Annotated in this window: 17 protein-coding genes; 15 read left to right on the top strand and 2 right to left on the bottom strand. The window is 49.6% G+C overall.

All coding sequences use genetic code 11. The features are described 5' to 3' along the window. Together BQ5456_RS03450 and BQ5456_RS03445 are read left to right on the top strand one after the other, a co-directional pair. Window positions 1-297: a ferredoxin family protein gene (locus BQ5456_RS03450; RefSeq protein ID WP_071128771.1), complete on the top strand. Its 297-nt coding sequence runs from the start codon at window positions 1-3 to the stop codon at window positions 295-297. Window positions 298-378: 81 nt separating this feature from the next. Continuing rightward, window positions 379-942, top strand: a complete 564-nt coding sequence (locus BQ5456_RS03445; protein ID WP_071128770.1) for a GNAT family N-acetyltransferase — start codon at window positions 379-381, stop codon at window positions 940-942. 183 nt (window positions 943-1,125) lie between these two features. Here the strand turns inward: BQ5456_RS03445 and BQ5456_RS03440 are convergent, their stop codons facing one another. Then, window positions 1,126-3,069 carry an OPT family oligopeptide transporter gene (locus BQ5456_RS03440; RefSeq protein WP_071128769.1) on the bottom strand — a complete coding sequence of 648 codons (1,944 nt, stop codon included), beginning with the start codon at window positions 3,067-3,069 and terminating at the stop codon, window positions 1,126-1,128. A gap of 312 nt (window positions 3,070-3,381) precedes the next feature. Here BQ5456_RS03440 and BQ5456_RS03435 point away from each other — a divergent pair, with 312 nt between their 5' ends. The 6 genes from BQ5456_RS03435 (at window position 3,382) to BQ5456_RS03405 (ending at window position 10,859) form a co-directional block, all read left to right on the top strand. Next, window positions 3,382-5,160 carry a sodium:solute symporter family protein gene (locus BQ5456_RS03435; protein ID WP_071129903.1) on the top strand — a complete coding sequence of 593 codons (1,779 nt, stop codon included), beginning with the start codon at window positions 3,382-3,384 and terminating at the stop codon, window positions 5,158-5,160. Window positions 5,161-5,175: 15 nt separating this feature from the next. Then, on the top strand, window positions 5,176-5,475 hold the full coding sequence (locus tag BQ5456_RS03430) for a hypothetical protein (RefSeq protein ID WP_071128768.1): 300 nt from the start codon (window positions 5,176-5,178) through the stop codon (window positions 5,473-5,475). A 571-nt stretch (window positions 5,476-6,046) separates the two neighbouring features. Next, on the top strand, window positions 6,047-6,991 hold the full coding sequence (uriH, locus tag BQ5456_RS03420; RefSeq protein ID WP_071128766.1) for a uridine-preferring nucleoside hydrolase UriH: 945 nt from the start codon (window positions 6,047-6,049) through the stop codon (window positions 6,989-6,991). Continuing rightward, a complete protein-coding gene (uriT, locus tag BQ5456_RS03415; protein ID WP_071128765.1) occupies window positions 6,991-8,388 on the top strand; it encodes a uridine transporter UriT in 1,398 nt (465 codons plus the stop codon). The genes uriH and uriT overlap by 1 nt, the downstream gene beginning before the upstream one ends. Before the next feature lie 231 nt (window positions 8,389-8,619). Further along, window positions 8,620-9,591 (top strand): ribokinase, encoded by a 972-nt coding sequence (locus BQ5456_RS03410; RefSeq protein WP_071128764.1) that lies wholly within the window; start codon window positions 8,620-8,622, stop codon window positions 9,589-9,591. 515 nt (window positions 9,592-10,106) lie between these two features. Then, window positions 10,107-10,859: a VIT1/CCC1 transporter family protein gene (locus BQ5456_RS03405; RefSeq protein ID WP_071128763.1), complete on the top strand. Its 753-nt coding sequence runs from the start codon at window positions 10,107-10,109 to the stop codon at window positions 10,857-10,859. A 310-nt stretch (window positions 10,860-11,169) separates the two neighbouring features. On the opposite strand, the gene BQ5456_RS03400 is transcribed toward BQ5456_RS03405, so the two are convergent. Next, window positions 11,170-12,186, bottom strand: a complete 1,017-nt coding sequence (locus BQ5456_RS03400; protein ID WP_071128762.1) for a LacI family DNA-binding transcriptional regulator — start codon at window positions 12,184-12,186, stop codon at window positions 11,170-11,172. Window positions 12,187-12,425: 239 nt separating this feature from the next. Between BQ5456_RS03400 and BQ5456_RS03395 the strand changes: the two genes are divergently transcribed. The 7 genes from BQ5456_RS03395 to BQ5456_RS03365 all read left to right on the top strand — a co-directional run bounded on the left by BQ5456_RS03395 (window position 12,426) and on the right by BQ5456_RS03365 (window position 18,140). Then, on the top strand, window positions 12,426-13,739 hold the full coding sequence (locus BQ5456_RS03395) for an ABC transporter substrate-binding protein (protein ID WP_071128761.1): 1,314 nt from the start codon (window positions 12,426-12,428) through the stop codon (window positions 13,737-13,739). A 42-nt stretch (window positions 13,740-13,781) separates the two neighbouring features. Beyond that, a complete protein-coding gene (locus BQ5456_RS03390; RefSeq protein WP_205407844.1) occupies window positions 13,782-14,681 on the top strand; it encodes a carbohydrate ABC transporter permease in 900 nt (299 codons plus the stop codon). Window positions 14,682-14,688: 7 nt separating this feature from the next. Beyond that, window positions 14,689-15,570, top strand: a complete 882-nt coding sequence (locus tag BQ5456_RS03385) for a carbohydrate ABC transporter permease (protein WP_071128759.1) — start codon at window positions 14,689-14,691, stop codon at window positions 15,568-15,570. 218 nt (window positions 15,571-15,788) lie between these two features. After that, window positions 15,789-16,688: a glycoside hydrolase family 172 protein gene (locus BQ5456_RS03380; protein ID WP_205407843.1), complete on the top strand. Its 900-nt coding sequence runs from the start codon at window positions 15,789-15,791 to the stop codon at window positions 16,686-16,688. A 352-nt stretch (window positions 16,689-17,040) separates the two neighbouring features. Further along, complete coding sequence (locus BQ5456_RS03375; RefSeq protein WP_071128757.1) at window positions 17,041-17,265, top strand: helix-turn-helix transcriptional regulator; 225 nt, start codon at window positions 17,041-17,043, stop codon at window positions 17,263-17,265. A gap of 254 nt (window positions 17,266-17,519) precedes the next feature. After that, window positions 17,520-17,783: a hypothetical protein gene (locus BQ5456_RS03370; protein ID WP_071128756.1), complete on the top strand. Its 264-nt coding sequence runs from the start codon at window positions 17,520-17,522 to the stop codon at window positions 17,781-17,783. Window positions 17,784-17,918: 135 nt separating this feature from the next. Beyond that, entirely contained in the window at window positions 17,919-18,140 is a 222-nt protein-coding gene (locus tag BQ5456_RS03365) for a hypothetical protein (RefSeq protein WP_071128755.1), read from the top strand. The last annotated feature ends 242 nt before the right edge of the window (window positions 18,141-18,382 follow it).

The following is an 18,382-nucleotide window of genomic DNA, read 5'->3' as shown; positions in this document are numbered from 1 at the left end:
ATGACTGAATATCTTCCCGAAAGCGTATCTGAGAGACTTACCGCCAATATTTACGAAGTAGACGAAGAAGAATCCCATATAGCTATCGACCAAGAATTAGCGAAAGCCACGGGTGCCGGAAAACTTTTAGAGCGCGTTTGTCCTGCTCACGTCTATTCTGCTCGCGAGGACGGCTCAGTGGATATCGAATATGCGGCCTGCCTGGAATGCGGTACCTGCCTGGCAGTAGCCCCTCCCGGGGTGCTCAAATGGCATTACCCGCGCTCTATGATGGGGGTTAGTTACCGCCAGGGCTAAGCGAGAGCCATCTGGAAGTCATCCTCGGAAGTTTCCCTCGGAAATTCCCCATAGCCGCAAAAAATAAATATCCTTAAAGATATGAGCACCGCTATGCAAATACGCCGAGCTGAAAGCGCGGGCGATATTCTCGATATTTTTGCAACCCGCCTCGCGGTTTTCCACCTGGAACAAGGAATCTCCCTTGACCTAGAAATAGACGATATCGACTTTGCTAAGGGAACCATCCACCTTTTAGGTGAAGATGCCTCCGGCACTATCGCTGCCGGACGGATTACCCCACCGAAAATCGGGATTCCCGCCGACCTCGCAGAAATGTTTCCTCAGTTACCGCGGGACACTATAACCGGGAATTTAGGACGTTTCGCCGTACTTCCCGCAGCCCGCGGGTGCGGTAACGGTAAAGAACTGGTACTCGGCGCCGAACGTTTAGCGCTTAGCAGCTGGGCGAATTCCGAGGGTGGCGGGACGCTGCTACTACAAATCGCAGCCCAAGTGCCAGTTATCGGGTTCTATCAAAAGCTTGGTTACCGGCTAGTTACTTCCCGCGACCCGTACCTGGATGCTGGAATAGAACATCGTGACCTGGTGAAGCTGGTGGAGCCGCAGGCCAGCGTAGTGCAGTTCCCTGGTCGCTGGCTCTAGGCCGCGCGGGGGATTGGTTTTATCCGAGCAGGCGCGGTGGGCATAAGAATTCGGAAAACGTCGCTACGTTTTCCGAATTCTTGGGCGGGAGGAAAAACCAATCCTCCGCGCACCAACGTCAGTCAGTTGCGTGCGGGTAAAGAGGGATTTGATTCTCCTCTAGCGTCATCAATTTGATTGATTTTAAGCCTCGGCCTGCTGCTTTGCGCGGCGGTATCCCCAGGCGGCTAAAGCAACGAAGATAACTAGCCCCAATAGGGAGGACATTCCCGACCAGGAATCAGGCACAATAGCCAGAGGCTCCTCACTGCCGGTAGTGCCCACAATCGCGGCATAAATCACGCCCCACAGACTCTCGCCTACGATCAAACCGGTGGCGAGCAAAGTTCCCATCCGGGAGGCGGCCTCCGGATTCTTCCGAGTTTTCGCCCAACGGTTAAAGAGAACCCCGCAGGTAGCACCAATCGGAATCAGAATAGTCAGGGTAATAGGCAGGTACATTCCCATCCCCACTGCAATCGGAGGCAGCGAGTAGCGGGAAGTGGTGCGCTTTAGAATCTCATCAATCAAGATGATGGCGACTCCAATCAACGATCCGAGTCCTAGCAGGCTCCAGTCAATATCGCCCCCGAATACCCCCTTGGTAAGTTCCGAAATCAGGGATGCTTGCGGCGCGGCCAGCGCATTCTTACCGGCTCCCGGGGCTCCTTGGAATCCAAAGGCATTATTCATCAGGTGAAGTACCGGGGGAATAACCAGAGAACCAAAAATCACCCCGATAATTAAGGCTACCTGCTGTTTCCAAGGGGTGGACTTTACTAATTGCCCGGTTTTTAGATCTTGGAGGTTGTCATTAGAAATAGTGGCGATACCGAAGATGATAGCCGCCGTAAATAAGGTGTAAGCCACTAGGGTCTTAGGGTTACTACCAGCGGGAACAACCGCTTTGATCACTAGAGCGGTCAAAATTGCGACTAGGATTCCCACTCCAGAAACCGGACTGTTAGAGGCTCCAATTAGTCCCGCCATATACCCGCAGACGCTGGCGACCGCTAACCCGAGAGCCAAAATGAACAGGATAGATAGGAAAATGAGTCCACTGGTGTGGTGTTCCAACGGAGTGCCCTTTAGGAACAACCAGAGCAGTACCCCAATGGGAAGCATCAAAGCTAAGGTGATACCCACGACCCAGGCGGGGGAAAGGTCACGCTCTTGCGCGGGTACTTCCACCCCCGATTTACGTCTACGGGATGCAGCCAGAGATTCGCGCATTCCCCGGATAACTGGACCGATTATTTTCAGGAACGTCCAGATAGCGGCGACGGCGATTGTCCCGGCGCCTACGAAACGCACGTCGGAAGCAAAGATTCCTTGCACGCCCTCGGCAATATCTCCACTGCCCAGCTGACCGGAAGAAAAGTAGGGGAGCAGCACCCCGTAACTGATGACCATGCCGCACACCATGGCGATGCCCACGCCCAGACCGACCAGGTGGCCGATTCCGATGAGCGCCAAGGAAAGGCTGGTACCTACCATGGTTCCCCCAGCTCCAACTTTGAAAGCGGTGGTCACGCTGGAGAGCGCGATTTTTAGGTTGGTGAGCAGGGAAAAGAAGGCCGAGGTAATCGCTCCCCAAACAATCACGTGTAGGCCGCGGCGATTATCGGCGGCGCCTTCACTGGTGTCGCCTACTTTTAAGACTTCTGCTGCTGCTACGCCCTCGGGAAAAGCGAGGTCAGAACCGGTTATGAGGGCGCGCCGTAAGGGGATAGAGTAGGTAACCCCCAAGATGCCGCCTAGTGCACACAGGGCAGCGGTCGTCCAATAAGGGAAGCCGGTCCACCAGCCCACCATGATTAGGCCCGGTAGCACGAAAATGATTGCCGATAACGTGCCGGCCGCCGAAGCAATGGTCTGTACGATGTTATTTTCTTGGACAGTATGATCTTTGAAGTACCGTAGGATCGCCATGGAAATAACTGCCGCCGGAATCGAGGTGGCAAAAGTCAGTCCCACTTTTAGCCCTAAATAAACGTTCGCGGCCGTGAAAATTAAGGTGATGATTCCCCCGATAATTACGCCGCGAATAGTTAGTTCTTTTACTGCTGTTTTCGATTCAGTTGTCATTACTGGGCAATCTCCTTGGTTAAATACATGAAAAGAATACGACCAGCACTAGGGGATTAAAAATCAGAGAGCAGCAAAAGAGAGGAGAGAAAAAGTAAAGAGCTAAAGCGAGTATAGAGGTTGCAAATTTGAGTTAAAAGTTAAGGTTAACGGCTAAAAATATTGGAAAAAATTAGGTAAAACTTACTTTGTAGGACAATCTGTCACATTATAGTGTCTGTTAACCGCCAAAGCCCCGGGCGGCTTCCCTCTCTCGGAAACCACCCTAATCTGCGCGGGAATATTGGAGTCCAAAATGAAAAGGGGGAGGGAATGATCCACCCGATATTACTAATGCCCAATGAGGCAACCACCCTGATTGAGCCCAAGTTTTACGACTATTTCCCAATCATTGTGTACTTTGCGTTCGTAGTGGCCGTAGGGTTCATGATGAAACGGAAAGCCAGTTCGTCTGACGAATTCTTGACTGGCGGGCGCTCGTTGCCGGCCTGGGTAACCGGTCTGGCATTCGTGTCCGCCAACTTGGGTGCAGTCGAGATTATGGGAATGAGCGCCACCGGTGCGCAATACGGGCTACCCACTTTCCACTATTTCTGGGTAGGCGCGATTCCCGCGATGCTGTTCCTGGGCGTAGTAATGATGCCGTTCTATTACGGATCAAAGGTCCGTTCAGTTCCGGAGTTCATGCTCAAGCGTTACGGGACTGCCGCGCACCTAATCAACGGGCTGTCTTTCGCCCTTGCGCAGCTGCTAATCGCCGGGGTAAACCTGTACCTGCTCGGTAAAATCGTCAACGGGATGCTGGGAATTCCGCTATGGATTTCCTTGGTTATCGCGGCAGTGATTGTATTGACCTACATCAGCATCGGCGGCCTGGCAGCTGCTATCTATAACGAGGTACTGCAGTTCTTCGTGATTGTTGCCGCGCTGTTGCCAGTCACTTTGATTGGTTTGTACCGTGTGGGTGGCTATCAAGGTTTAACCGAAAAGATCACCAAGTGGGCAGGCAAGGCTACTAACCCGGTCTATCAGGATGCTAATAACCAGCTGCATTCTTGGCCGGGCACTTTGCTTTCCGGGTTTAACTCCCCAGCGATGTCGGTGTTTGGTCTGGTGATGGGGCTAGGTTTCGTGCTGGCTTTCGGTTACTGGACTACCAACTTCGTGGAAGTACAGCGCGCGATGGCCTCTGACTCTATCGCTGCCGCGCAAAAGACCCCGATTATCGGAACTTTCGTAAAAATGTTTATTCCCTTCCTGGTGATTATTCCAGGTATGGTGGCGGGGGTTTTGATTCCCGAGATCGTGAAGCTTAAAGGCGGGCCGAAATATATGGGGGTAGGCGAGGAAGCGCTCGCGAACCTATCCTCACATGTTCCGGCTGGCTACCAGGTTAGCTATAACGACGCGATGCTGCTGATGATGCGGGATTTGCTACCTAATGGTTTGCTGGGTTTGGCGATTGCCGGTCTGCTAGCCTCCTTCATGGCGGGGATGGCCGCTAACGTTTCGGCGTTTAACACCGTGTTCACAGTCGATATTTATGAGGCCTATTTCAAGCCGAATGAATCCGATGAGCACTATCTGAAGGTAGGACGCAACGCTACCATCGTGGCCTGTACGGTTGCCGTATTCACAGCGCTGATTGCCTCGCTGTACCCCAATATTATGGAATTGCTGCAGCAGCTGTTCTCGATGTTTAACGCGCCGCTGTTTGCCTCGTTCATTATCGGTATGTTGTGGAAGCGGGCAACGCCCTCCGGCGGTTGGACGGGGCTGTTGTTTGGTACTTTGGCAGCACTATTTGTCAACGTTTTATGTTGGAACAAGATTTTAGAGTTGCCCGGCCAAGGCCAAGCTTTTATTGCTGCTTCTGCCGCCTTCATAGTGGGCGTACTGGTAAACGTGGTAGTTTCCATGTTCACCAAGCCCAAGGATTACCGTGAACTGGAAGGATTCGTATGGTCGCTTACACCGAAAGAGAGTCGCGTGGATCCGAAGTTGCACGAGTTGCCGCTGCTGCGGCGCCCGATTCCGCTGGCGATTGTGGCAGGTGTCTTGGTGCTGATTCTAAACTCGGTGTTCCACTAGGGGGAGGTTAAAGAAATGAAACGAAAGATTCACATTTACGATATTCGAGTTATTTGCGGCCTGGTATTGGGCATTATCGGACTATTCCTGATTATTTGCGGTCTGGTGATTGACGCAGCCACGGTTCCGGACTATGTGGCGAATAATCTGGAGGATATTAATAACACCCCGATTAACGCCAATATGTATTCCGGCGTAGGGCTACTTATTACTGCTCTGGTGTTCTTGGCCTGGACTTGGTTTAATCCCAGTGCCGGCATGGGGAATCCGGATGAGGAAAACAAGCGCACCCGCGACGAGGCACACAAGGGCTAGTCAGTAGGTTATATTCTTTCCATAAAAGCGCGGGTAGCGATTTTTCCTCCCGCCCAAGAAATCCGGAAAACGTAGCGACGTTTTCCGGATTTCTTATGCCCACCGCGCCCACTCGGATAAAATCGCTGCCCGCGCTAACTTCACGTCCTCGCTCGTTGTTTAGCTGCCGCGACCGTGCCTTAGTCGCAATTTTTCCTTCTGGATAGAGCCCGGAAGATACCTTTGGTGTTTTCCGGGCTCTATGCTTGCCGCATCCGTTCGGATAAAATCGCTGCCCGCGCCGACTTAGCTACTGAGCAGCGTTCTTACGCATCCTCAGCTTGCTATATCTATTTCTATGCATCGCTACCTGCGCTGACGCGGTCTCTAAGAGTATCTTTTATTCGCGTGTCCCGCGCGGAGAAAAGCTTAAGGATTTTTCTGTGAGGATAACTTGCATGGCATGTTTACGTAAACATTTTCAAAACTGTAAAGTTCTGCTGAAAACCATATTCTTCCTGCGTCTTTGTGTTAGTTTCAAGTTACGCAAACATTTGCGAAAAGATTGTTGAATCGCGCAAAGGAGACGAAGATGTCGCGAAAAATTATCCTCGACTGTGACCCCGGGCATGACGATGCTATTGCTATGCTGCTGGCTCATGCCAACCCCGAAATCGAATTGCTAGCCGTCACCACTGTTGGTGGCAACCAGACGCTGAAGAAGGTAACTAACAATGCCCAGCGGATAGCTACTGTTTTCGGAATGGAGGGGGTGCCGATTGCGGCTGGATGTGATCGTCCTCTGGTACGTGAGGTTGAGGTCGCTCCCGAGCAACACGGTGAATCCGGACTCGACGGAGTGGATTTGCCTGAACCGCAACCACTGGTAAATCAGCACGCGATCGACCTGATCATCGACACGATTATGAGCCATGAACCCGGGGAAATCACGCTGGTACCTACCGGGCCGCTCACCAATATCGCGATGGCAGTGCGCAAGGAACCGCGCATCGTAGAACGAGTACGCGAAGTAGTGCTGATGGGCGGGGGATACCATGTGGGGAACTGGTCGGCAGTTGCCGAGTTCAATATCAAAGTCGATCCCGAGGCTGCCCATATCGTCTTTAATGAGCCTTGGGAAGTAGTGATGGTGGGATTAGATTTAACCCACCAAGCCCTGGCTACTGACGAAATCACTGCCAAAATCCAGAAGCTCGGCGGTCCGGTTGCCCAGTTCGTGCTGGATCTGTTCGTATTCTTCCGTAAGGCTTACAAAGATTCGCAAGGTTTCGACTTCCCGCCAGTACACGATCCTTGTACCATTGCCTATTTAATCGACCCAGCCATTGTCGAAACTGTGCGGGTACCGCTGGATATTGAGCTCCGCGGCGCCCTCACGGATGGGATGACTGTCGCGGACTTTAGAGAACCTGCCGGAGAAGACTGCCACACGAAGGCAGCCACCAAACTAGACTTTGAGGGTTTCTGGGATTTGGTTATCGATGCTATCGACCGCGTGCAGAAGGGTAACTGCTAATGAGTAAAGTTCGTTCCGTAGGCGCGGTAATGACCGCCCTACTTGTAGCCTGTTTCGCTTTCCAGCTAAACGCTTCCATGCTGTCACCGGCACTGGTGCTGATGGAAAAAGAACTTAACACCACTGCGGCAATGATTGGACTAACCCAAACCGTGTTCTTTACGGCGGCAGCGCTGTTTAGTCTATTCCTGCCGCGGCTGGGCGACATGATTGGCAGGCGCAAACTGCTAACTAGCATGATGGGACTGACCGCTGTGGGCTGCGTAATCTCGGCTCTTGCGGGAGTTACCGGTTCAGTCGCCCTATTGTTTATCGGACGTACTATTCAAGGCGTGGCCGGACCGACCGTTCCCCTGTGTCTAATCATGTTGCGGGTGGCGGTGCCAGATCCTAAACGTTATGGCACCTTGATGGGGGTTATTACCGCCATTAATGGTGGTATCGCCGGTGTCGATGCTATCGCTGGCGGCTGGTTAGCTCAGAATTTTGGTTTTGATTCCGTGTTCTGGACGATGGCGGTAATTGCGGTAATTGCCGCGTTTGCTGTCCGTTTTCTCACTGATGAATCTACTGTTGATCAGCCGCAACCGATGGACTGGCTCGGCACGTTCTATCTGGTAGTAGCAGTGGGATCCGCCCTAATCGCCATTAATGAGATTGCGAAACTGCAGAATGCTAACTGGCTGGTGGTAATCGGGTTAATAATAGCTGCGGCTATTTTCTTCGTGCTTTTTTGGCGTCAAGAAGGCAATACCGAACATCCTCTGGTCACCCGCCACTATCTGAGTTCGCGCAGTACCTGGGCGTTACTACTGACCACGGTACTCACCATGACCGGTATTTTTGCAATCATGAACGGAATTGTGCCTTCCATTGCTCAAGACACCAAGTTTGGTGCGGGGTTAGGGGCGGACGTGGTTTCATTCTGGACGCTTACGCCCTACGCGCTTGCCGGTCTAGTGATGGGGCCCGTTGCTGGTACCCTCGCAGGTCGCTTCGGGTATCGCAGAGTTCTGCGTTACGGCCTGATCGGTGCGCTAATCTCCCTCGCAATCTTGATGTTTACCATGAACGGTGCCGCAGCCTGGGTGTTGCTACTGGTATCTATCCTCGCAGGTCTAACCTATGCCGGTACGGTTAACATCATGCTTAATGGTCTAGGGATTGTACTCTCGCCCTCCGACAATCCCGGCTACCTGCCGGGGCTTAACGCAGGTGCTTTCAACCTGGGAGCCGGTATTTCCTTCGCGGTGCTCTATGCGGTAATGACCTCTTTAGGTGGAGGCTACGGCGGGCATCTCGGCGCGATTATCACGGGCGCTGTGCTGCTGCTATTGGCATTGGGAACCTCGTTCCTAATTCCGAAGGCAGCGGGCCAACCTGCAGCCGCCAGCTAGGGCAGTAGAAACATTGAATGAGGGAACGCGATGACCGTTATTAGGAAAATCGCCAAAAAATTGGACGTGAATGCCTTAATGGTCACGCGTTCCCTCAACGAGTTTCGGCTACTTCTGGGCGCACTCAGAATCGAGTGCGCAAGATGTTAAAGCGAATCGGTTACCGCGAAAATGCTGGTACGAAAGTTTATCCGAGCTAGCGAAATAAAATTTTGGTATTTGTGAGGAAACATGAAGCAGATGAAAGAGATAGTGACAACTGCGCAGCGAGTGCTGGATGCTTTAGGGGCACCCGTTACCGTGGTGGGGTCAATTAATGCTGATTTGACCATAGAAACTGAGCGACTCCCAGGTCCGGGTGAAACGGTTATCGGCGGTCCATTGGTGACCCTTCCTGGAGGTAAATCCGCTAATCAAGCGGTTACCTGCGCCCTTTTAGGTGCGAAAACTAAGATTATCGGAGCGGTTGGCGATGACGGGCATGGCGACCTCTTAATGGCTTCCCTTAACAGCGCGGGAGTAGACACTACCGGGGTTAAGCGTTGCGAGGGTGCATCGGGATCGACCTTGATTACAGTGGATGCGGCTGGAGAGAACACTATCGTTTATTCCGCGGGGACAAATGCGCTGGTAAATGTGGAATTAGTTCGGGAAGAAAGCGAAGTTATTACCTCGGCGAAGACCTTGGGTTTGTGTCTAGAAGCTCCTCTAGATGCGGTTGAGGAAGCGGCGCGGATTGCTCACCAGGCAGGTGTAAAGGTGGTACTGAACTTTTCGCCTATAACTCAGGTTTCAGATTCCCTATTGAAACTGGTTGATGTGTTGATCGTTAATCAACACGAACTGGCGGTATTAAGTGGCCGCGAACTAGATGTTGAAGACCTTAACCAGTTACGGGAAGCGGTCGATTCTTTAGGAATGAAACAGGTGGTGTTGACTTTGGGGGGTGATGGCTCGCTTGTGCTAGATAATGGTGAGGCCACCCGGATCCCGATTTTCCCGGTGGAGACGGTAGACACCACCGGAGCGGGAGATTCCTTCATGGGGTCTTTGTTGTCGGCGCTGGCGGCGGGGTGTTCATTAGCAGATGGAGCTTGCCTGGCTGCCGCAGTTTCTTCCCTAGCTACCACCAAGGTCGGGGCGCAAGCCTCTTATCGCGGCGCCGCCGCGGTTCGCGCTTTCCTGGAGAATTGGGAAGCGTAGGGCAGTTTCTGCGCGGTAGGTTCTGTTTTAAGCTTTCAGTGGCGTTGCTCTGTCTGAGACCTCAGGTGTCATAACAGGGGAACTATTTACGCAAGATAGCCCTTTTGTTAATTAGGTAATTTTGAGGGTTAGTTGGCGGTATTTGTGCCGGTTAGACCGGGTTTTCTTTGGTTGGCTGACGCAAATTTTAACTAAGGTTAGCCCTACTTTGCCTCCGTAGATGGGGGAGGGAATCTGTTTTTGGACAGGGCTAGGGTGTTACGCGCGTTGATGTAGGGGATTGACCCCGCCGGCCGATTTCCTCGTTCGATTTCCGAGGGCGTGAGGCAAGAATCCTAGAATTTTTCCTTTGGCTCGCCTTCCCTTAGAGATGCTGTCCCTTTCGGTCTAGTTTTTCCATTTCTGGTTACGTTATCCGGTTTTTTAGCTCGCAAAAATTTTTGTCTTGCTAATCTGACCTTGAAGTCAGAAAAAACGTTAAGCAGCTAAAACGTACTGGTAAGTGGAGGTGCCAAATGAGTTTGGTAGGGGAGAGAATACTAGGTACTACTTCCGGTACGCGCGAGCGTGATGAGCATACCGACGAGAGCGTAAAGACGGCCTCCAAGCTGAATTGGTTGCGTGCCGGGGTGCTGGGAGCTAATGACGGCATTGTGTCGACTGCCGGCGTAGTGGTCGGGGTGGCCGCCGCTGATCCGCAAAATAATATTGCGATCTTTACCGCCGGGATGGCGGCAGTGGTCGCGGGAGCTATTTCTATGGCGGCAGGCGAATATGTATCCGTATCTACCCAAAAGGATACGGAGCAAGCGCTGGTTCATAAAGAAAAAACTCGGCTGAGGAAAGATCCCGAGGGCGAGTTTGCGGGTCTGATTAAGGTTTACGAGGGCAAAGGGCTCTCGCTGGAAACTGCCCGGTTAGTGGCAAAAGAATACTCTGCGATTGATCCAGTGGCGGCACAGGTAGAGGCGCGTTACTCGATTGATTCGCAAGAGTTTGTTAACCCCTGGAACGCCGCATTTTCTTCGGCGATTTCCTTTGTCTTAGGCGCGGTCTTGCCGATGCTGGCCATCCTGCTGTTCCCGCCGGTCTCCAAGTTTGTCGCCACCTTCATTTTGACGCTGGTGGCGCTAGGTTTGGCCGGTTACACCTCAGCTTGGCTTTCGGAAGCTCCCCGAGGACGTGCCGTGATTAGGGTGATTATCGGCGGCGCCCTCGCCATGCTCATTACTGGCGCAGTCGGACACCTGGTGGGTCTTTCGCTGTAAGAGGGTATTTGTCCGGGATTTTAGCAACTTGGTGCAGGCGATAGCCTGGCGCTGTGGAGACTGTAGTCTCTCGTTCGCTAGGCGTTTTTATTTCGAGCGCCCCGGATTTGATTCCTCTTGTGGTTTCCTCTTTTTTGGACTTTCGCAGTTACTGATCAGGGACGGCCGGATTGGAAACTGCCTACCTAATAGGTGGTGCCAGAGTTTATCCAGAAGACACGCCAGGTGATTGGAGTGACTCTTTGGCGTGCCGAGCAAGGGGGGGGGGGACGATGGTTCTAACGGATATAGAATATGAAGGATTAATCACTTAGTCGACATATTGGGAGGAACATGAGATTTCTCCGGAGCCGCGCGGGATTAGACGGGTGGACACTACCACCGTTTGGCCGTCTATGTGATTGTTTTCAATCATTTCAATCAATATGCCAGTTGCTATTTGCCCAATCAACGCCGGATTTTGAGCAATAGCGGTCATGCCTGGACTTAGCTCAGCGGCCAGTTCTACATCGTCGAATCCGATCATGGCAATTTGTTTTTCCTGACCATGCTCTCGTAACGCCTGGAGAATGGCTACATTTATCCGATTTCGAGAGCCTAAAAAGGCTGAAGGAGGATTCGGGGATTTTAGTAAAGACGAAACAGTGTTCCTAGCTTGATTGGGATTGACTTGATCAAGAAAAACTATTGTTTCATCTCTGGCAATACGCATCTCGTCCAATCCAGCAAAGAACCCATCCCTACGAGCGATCATTGGCGCTGAAAGCTCGTCACCTAAATAAGCGATACGACGGTGTCCGAAAGATGCAAGATGGCGGGTCGCCTGACGCATGCCCTCGTAGTTGTCGGAAATAACACAAGGAATTAGGCCGGATTCTGAGGGGCGGTCCACGATTACAATAGGCAATCCAGTTTCAGCTGCTGCTGTTAGATATGACTGGCTACCTGGTGGGGGAGCAATAATAAGTCCATCGATTTGGTGGGCACGCATAATCATTACGACTTCCCGCGCGTATTCGCGATTGTCATCGTTGCTTGCTGTAAGGGTCAGCGAGCCGGAATCTCGAAGTGACTTCTCTATTGATCTATGTAGCTCTGCTGAAAAAGGATTCGAAACGTCTCTAAGGATTAACCCAATAGTCCAATGTTTGCCTTTGGAAGCTCTAAGTTTTGATGCGGACAAGTTTGGTACATAACCGAGTTGCTCAACTGCGCGTAACACACGAGAACGCATATTTGAGTTAACGTTACCTGTTCGATTGACGACACGAGATGCTGTCATGGGGCTCACGTTTGCAGCTTTTGCAACATCTTTTATTGTAACCATTAGGTTATTATTCTAGCATGAGCGGTGATTTTCCGGAACTTTATTACTGCTTTCGTGGCTAGTGCTGCAGATGTTTTAGGTTTAGTGAAAGCAGCGTTAAGCCTTGGCGCAGGCATGTAGGGGACATTTTTTAACTTTTTGGCGATAGCTACTTGTCTTATGAAACATTCTGAGGTAACGTTACCTTATCGTGGGTGTTTCGAATATACCTACTCTTTACAAAATTAAGGAGGACAAAGATGTCAAAAATCAAAAACGCAGTTGGCGTAATGCTGGTTCTTGCTATGAGTCTAAGCGCGTGTGCAGGTGGGAATGGGCATTCGAGTAGTGCATCTGCTGATAGCGGCAATGATCCGGCAAAGCTATCTGGCAAATGCAGCATACTCCAATATGAGCCGACCACTTCCGCTCAGTACAAGGGGTGGCAGAAGGGGCTTAACGAATTTAAAAAGGAGAATCCGGAACTTGACGTCGAATGGGCAACTACGAATTTCGAGGCGTTTCGCTCCAATGCGAAGGTCTTGCTCTCGGGTGGGAGTGTGCCTGATGTTGTGCTTATAAATACCGGTAACGCCGATGCTGGGCAGCTTGCGTCACAGGGGTTAATTGAGCCTGTGAATGAACTTGTGAAAAAGAACCACTGGGATAAAGAGATTACGGGGGCAGTGGCAGCCTTAGCCAAATATGACGATGAGGGTAGAGCCGGTGGGGGTGATTGGTATGGTGTTCCTTCTACAGCCAGCTACTTTACTTTCTACTACAACAAAGATTTGCTGGCGGAGCATGGTATCACTGAAATACCTTCTACCATGAAAGAGCTTGAATCGGTGTTTGATAAACTCCTTGCGGATGGGATTACTCCCGTGTCGTCGAATGCTGGCGAGCATGCAGTTCTACAAACTTGGTGGCAACTTGTCTCTCAAAATGCCTCTAGAAAAGAGATTGACAACTTCATTCTTATGTCGGGTAGGTCGGATATCACGGGCGGCGCATTTGCTGAAGGGACTGCTCATCTTGAAAAGTGGTTGCGGAAAGGATACTTGGGTAAGCAGCTAGCTGGTTTAAAGGCCGATGATATGGAGCGGGCGTTTCTTGCAGGGAAAATGCCGTTCATGGCAAATGGTACTTGGTCGTTCAATCGGATAAACGAGGAGGCTCCATTCAATTGGGGCATGCTTAAATTCCCCGACTCAAAACTTACTGCTGGCGCTTCGGGGCATTTGTGGGCCATTCCCACAGATGCGAAGAACAAGGCGTGCGCCAGAGCTTGGATCAAGAAGAGTTTGAGCAAATCTGTACAAGGAGAAATTGCCAAGCTAGGAGGAATCCCGGTGATTGTCGATCCGTCGACGATTGAAGATCAGCGGATGAAAGAAATGAACAAAACATTTCAGACTCTAAAGACAAAAAACCAGCTATCTTATTATCCAGATTACCCTGTTCCTGGGCTCTTGGATTACCAAATGGCGGGATTGCAGTCAATTGCCTCTGGAGCCCAAAGTGGCAAGAAATTTCTAAAAGGAATGAAAGATTATTATGAGGGTAATAAGTAATTTAAATATATTGCTTTCTCTTTGAAAATAAATCGGTGAATTATGAATTGGAAAAAAAGAGAGCGGAGAGCGTATTGGCTTTATCTGCTACCAATGGTAGTTGGATTTAGTGTTATTGTGTTAATCCCCTTGGCGGCTAATGTCTTTATAAGCTTATTTAGCTGGAAAGGGGGTCGGGCTAAAATGGAATGGGTGGGACTGGAAAATTATTCTGATTTGCTTAGAGACCACCTGTTTTGGTCTTCATTTCTCAATACCATTTATATGGTGATTGCTATTGCTATTATTCCCACTATTATTGGATTGATTTTAGCTTCTGCGTTATTTGATTTTATCGGGCGCAATTTTAATGGAACGATCGCATCATTTTTACGTGCAACTTATTACGTTCCGCAAATTTTGCCTGTAGCTGTAGCTGGAGTTCTTTGGAGTTGGATTCTAAATACCCGAGATGGAGCGCTTAATCAAATATTGCGTCACGTCGGAATTGATGTATTGCCAGACTGGTTAGGAAGTACAGATTTAGCGCTTTACTCGATAATGCTAATGATGATTTGGCTACAAATTGGTTATCCGGTAGTTATATTTATGTCCGGACTGCAGCGGGTGGATCCTTCACTATATGAAGCTGCTCAGTTGGATGGTGCTGGGTGGTGGAAGCGCTTTCAAAACATCACCATTCCAAATATTAGAGCTGATATCTTTGTGGTCGTCTTAACTGCAACTATAGGGGCAATGAAGTTATTTGCGCCTGTAATGGTATTAACTCGGGGTGGGCCTGAGTTATCAACGTACGTCCCCTCGTTCTTTTCGTATAGGAATTTCTTCGAACTTTCGAGAGTGGGGTATGGTGCCGCGTCCGCTACAGTTTTAGCACTGACCATCTTTGTTATCGCCGGTGGGCTTGTCTACTGGCAATCCAAAGCGATTGAAGAGGGGTAATTGTGTAATGAAAAAAATACCTGTTTTAAAAAAAGAAAAAATGGAGCGTAGTTCAGCTTCGAGTGTTCGCCACGCGGTAATAAAGTACTGTGTATTACTTCTAGTGTTGCTGGTAGCTATGTTGATGCTGGCACCGCTGTACTTGGTTGTTATTAATTCATTTAAAGATCCGGCTGACTATTCGATTAACGGCCCGATTGCTTTTCCAGAAAATTGGACAACAGGTGCATTTAATAGGTATCTAGGTGCCGTTAATTTTCCTCGGCTGCTTTGGAACTCTGTACTAATTGCTGGTGTTACTGCCCTGGTAGGGACTGTAATTTCACTATTTTCAGCATATGCGTTGGGGATCGGCCGTATAAAAGGAAGAACCGGATTAATCTTTGTATTATTAATAGCAACAATGCTTCCGCAAGAGGCGTTGCTCTATCCGTTATTCTACGGTGCACAGGGGATCGGTCTGCATAATTCAGTTTGGTCGGTAATAATTATATTTTCGATTTTGCAAGCAGCGATGGGGACGTATCTCCTAGCGTCTGTTATGTCTACTTTTCCAAGAGAAGTATTAGAGGCGGCACAAGTGGATGGGGCTGGACGCTTTCGTGTTCTCGTTAGCGTGGTGTATCCCATAATGAGACCATCGTTGGCGGTTTTAATGGTGTTTTTCTTCGTGTGGACGTGGAATGAGTTTCTAATTCCGATGATTATGTTAGTCGGGCCAGATTCGCAAACTTTGCCCATCGCATTGGCTAACCTTAAAGGTCAAAATACACTAGACGTGACCCAGATGGCGGCAGCTTCGTTACTATCCCTGCTGCCAACGCTAATGTTCTTCGCTTTTTTTCAACGAACACTGACACGCGGTGTCGCTGCAGGATCAGTTAAGTGATGACAACAATCCACGAAACGGAATAGAAAATGAATTTACCTTTGTATACCCAATATCTACCCACTTTGTCCCGTGCAATCACAGCGGAGAACCCAAATGGTTTGCCCGGGAAAGGAGGAAGAGCATCATCCAAGCTTGGGCAAGGGCGGAAAGGAAGCCCATGTATTTCCATAGCGGCGGGCGAAAGCGTTGAAATTGCAAGAATTGAAGGACCCGGTGTGATACGCCACTTGTGGTTTACTATGCCCACTCGTACTGCAAAGAACCCTTTCGTGTTAAGGAACTTGCGTTTGCGTATTACTTGGGATTCCTCTCCTAGGGCAGCTATCGATGTACCGATTGGAGACTTCTTTGGATGTGGTTTCGGAGAAACAGTAATTTTCTCTTCTGCGGTAATGGTTTCGGCTCCAACGGGAGGGCTAAATTGTTATTTAGAAATGCCATTCAAAAAAGAAGCTCGTATCGAAATTGTAAGCGAACATGAAGAAAATCTTGACGGATTCTTTTATCAAGTGGATTATTCTTTAAATGACAAGCTCCCCGACAATATTTGCTACTTACATTCTCAATGGAGACGTACAAACGGTTCAAATTCATTAGGGGAAGATCATGTTCTAGCAAATATTACTGGCACTGGCTGCTACGTAGGGACACAAGTATTTCTGACCCAGTTGGAACGGTTTTGGTATGGAGAAGGGGAAGTAAAATTCTATATTGATGATGATAAAGATTTTGCAACCATTGTTGGTACTGGTCTCGAAGATTATGTAGGAGGCGCATGGGGGTTCCGGGATCAATGGGAGGGACCGGAAGATCCTCAGGCAGTTCATTTTAATTCTGCTTACCTGGGGTATCATCAACAGATAAATCGAGATAACAGCGGAGTTTCCCCCTATGCTAAAGATATGCCGACAGGTCATGGGATGTATAGATGGCACCTGCTAGATCCCATCAGATTTTCCACCCGTCTAAAGGTAACTTTACAGCAAATAGGAGACCGGGGAGATCACCTATTCGAACGCCGAGATGATGTAACTACCGTAGCTTACTGGTATCTAACTGACCCGAATGGAGATGGTTACTCCTTGCCTCCCAAAGAATGTCGGAGACCTCGTTGATAGGAACTGGAGAACAAGGCCTGGGGAAAGCTCGCTAAAAATTAGGCAAAACGCCCCCCCTATCTGGGAGGTGGTTCTTGGGTGGTCTCGGCGGGGGGGTAAAACTAGAGAAAGAAGTTAATACGCTATGGCTTCAAATTCGTTAGCTGTTGGTTAACGTTTCAATCGCTATTTTAGCCTGACATGCTCTGCTGGGGGGCAAACACAAAAATAAATAAAAGGCTGTCCGTACTAACAGACGGGGTAGTTTATCTAACCCAAAGAGGACAAAATTATTATCTAGAAATATAACTGTTAGTATCCCCGGTGTCGCTGGTCAGTATGACGGGCATATGCCGCCAAAATAAGAAACATGATTAACTATTTAACCGTAAACGGCGTGGCTCGGTGGTTCGGGTTATCCCCTCACACCATAAAAAGTCATATTGCGCGCGGCACGTTCCCCGCCCCTGACGCATCCATAGGAGCGGGAAAGGCCATCAAATACGGTTGGTTACCCGAAACCGTGGACGCCTGGCAGGAAACCCACCCGGGGAAAGCCGGAAGACCTAAAGGGAGTTTTAAGCGGCAGCTATAGCCATCACCTTCTCTCCGTCAAGCGCGGTTACCAGATTCTGCTAATAGAATCCGCCCTGGGTGGGGGAGTGAGGCAACAGATAGTGATACGGTTACGCTAATAATTGATGAAACTGACCTTAAAAATATTGAAAAAATGAAAAAAGGTTTATATCCAGTTCAAATTTCTTATAAACGAGTTCAAGACTGGATGTAAATCTAAAAAATATCTGCCAGCGGATATCTAGAAGATAACTATCAAACTACGGTAAATATATGCTGACGTATTTAGATTTATATAAACGGGTGCGTGGCCATTTAGAAAAAACAGCTAGCCCTGCAGTGCAACAATTGATAGCAGATTACGAATATGGCGAGGGCGAAGACCTGGATTTCATAGTCTCGCTCGCGTTTGAGGAACGGATCGGTCTACCGAAAACCCTTGGCGAACAGCTAGTTACTTTACAGGACGATTACGCAAAGACCGGAGATTATCCCTTGCCCCTGTCTGAAGCGACCCTAAAATATTTACGGGAATAATCTCGCGGGATTATCGGGTCTAAGGCTGGAGCCGTGAAAGATTCCACCCCGGCAGAGATTATGTCTAAGGCAGGACTATGCTTGTCATGGTGGACATGAGTATAGCGGTTATCGACTATTCCGGGGATCAAAACGATGACTTATGATGAGCTTTACGCTGCTTCGCGCGCTTTCTTCGAAGCTCATGCTACCCCCGAGCAAATAGCTCTTTTAGATAGCCACGAAAAGTGTGATGGGGCTGGTTTTGTTGATTCTGTCCTGCTTTTTATTGATCTGTTCCTCGGTGACATGCCGGGCGTACCCGAAAAAATTGCCCAGTGGCAGGCAGTCTTAGACAGCCTCCCAGAACACGATTAATCGATAGTCACCACGGTTCAAGAATTACTCTATACGTGGGGTTGATTTTTAAATGCAGCTCACTCCCGGGATAGCTACCGTGCCGGAAATTAGCAATATCGTAAACATGTATATCGAGATGTTGTTAGCAAGGTGATTTTGCTTCAGACCCCCGGGAAAACAGCATTCAGGTATCAAATACAGCATCCAATGCATAATAAAAACTACATTGAGAGTGGTTTTATTTTGCTTACGGGTGTACC

This window comes from Varibaculum massiliense (assembly GCF_900106855.1).
Classification (GTDB): Bacteria; Actinomycetota; Actinomycetes; order Actinomycetales; family Actinomycetaceae; genus Varibaculum; species Varibaculum massiliense.
The sequence above is the reverse complement of the archived record's forward strand: the minus strand, read 5'-3'. Positions and strand labels throughout refer to the sequence as shown.

What these genes read in the sequence shown, in the direction of transcription:
- BQ5456_RS03450 (WP_071128771.1), top strand. Translation starts at nt 1, where the DNA reads ATGACTGAATATCTTCCCGAAAGCGTATCTGAGAGACTTACCGCCAAT.
- BQ5456_RS03445 (WP_071128770.1), top strand. Translation starts at nt 379, where the DNA reads ATGAGCACCGCTATGCAAATACGCCGAGCTGAAAGCGCGGGCGATATT.
- BQ5456_RS03440 (WP_071128769.1), bottom strand. Translation starts at nt 3,069, where the DNA reads ATGACAACTGAATCGAAAACAGCAGTAAAAGAACTAACTATTCGCGGC.
- BQ5456_RS03435 (WP_071129903.1), top strand. Translation starts at nt 3,382, where the DNA reads ATGATCCACCCGATATTACTAATGCCCAATGAGGCAACCACCCTGATT.
- BQ5456_RS03430 (WP_071128768.1), top strand. Translation starts at nt 5,176, where the DNA reads ATGAAACGAAAGATTCACATTTACGATATTCGAGTTATTTGCGGCCTG.
- uriH (WP_071128766.1), top strand. Translation starts at nt 6,047, where the DNA reads ATGTCGCGAAAAATTATCCTCGACTGTGACCCCGGGCATGACGATGCT.
- uriT (WP_071128765.1), top strand. Translation starts at nt 6,991, where the DNA reads ATGAGTAAAGTTCGTTCCGTAGGCGCGGTAATGACCGCCCTACTTGTA.
- BQ5456_RS03410 (WP_071128764.1), top strand. Translation starts at nt 8,620, where the DNA reads ATGAAGCAGATGAAAGAGATAGTGACAACTGCGCAGCGAGTGCTGGAT.
- BQ5456_RS03405 (WP_071128763.1), top strand. Translation starts at nt 10,107, where the DNA reads ATGAGTTTGGTAGGGGAGAGAATACTAGGTACTACTTCCGGTACGCGC.
- BQ5456_RS03400 (WP_071128762.1), bottom strand. Translation starts at nt 12,186, where the DNA reads ATGGTTACAATAAAAGATGTTGCAAAAGCTGCAAACGTGAGCCCCATG.
- BQ5456_RS03395 (WP_071128761.1), top strand. Translation starts at nt 12,426, where the DNA reads ATGTCAAAAATCAAAAACGCAGTTGGCGTAATGCTGGTTCTTGCTATG.
- BQ5456_RS03390 (WP_205407844.1), top strand. Translation starts at nt 13,782, where the DNA reads ATGAATTGGAAAAAAAGAGAGCGGAGAGCGTATTGGCTTTATCTGCTA.
- BQ5456_RS03385 (WP_071128759.1), top strand. Translation starts at nt 14,689, where the DNA reads ATGAAAAAAATACCTGTTTTAAAAAAAGAAAAAATGGAGCGTAGTTCA.
- BQ5456_RS03375 (WP_071128757.1), top strand. Translation starts at nt 17,041, where the DNA reads ATGATTAACTATTTAACCGTAAACGGCGTGGCTCGGTGGTTCGGGTTA.
- BQ5456_RS03370 (WP_071128756.1), top strand. Translation starts at nt 17,520, where the DNA reads ATGCTGACGTATTTAGATTTATATAAACGGGTGCGTGGCCATTTAGAA.
- BQ5456_RS03365 (WP_071128755.1), top strand. Translation starts at nt 17,919, where the DNA reads ATGACTTATGATGAGCTTTACGCTGCTTCGCGCGCTTTCTTCGAAGCT.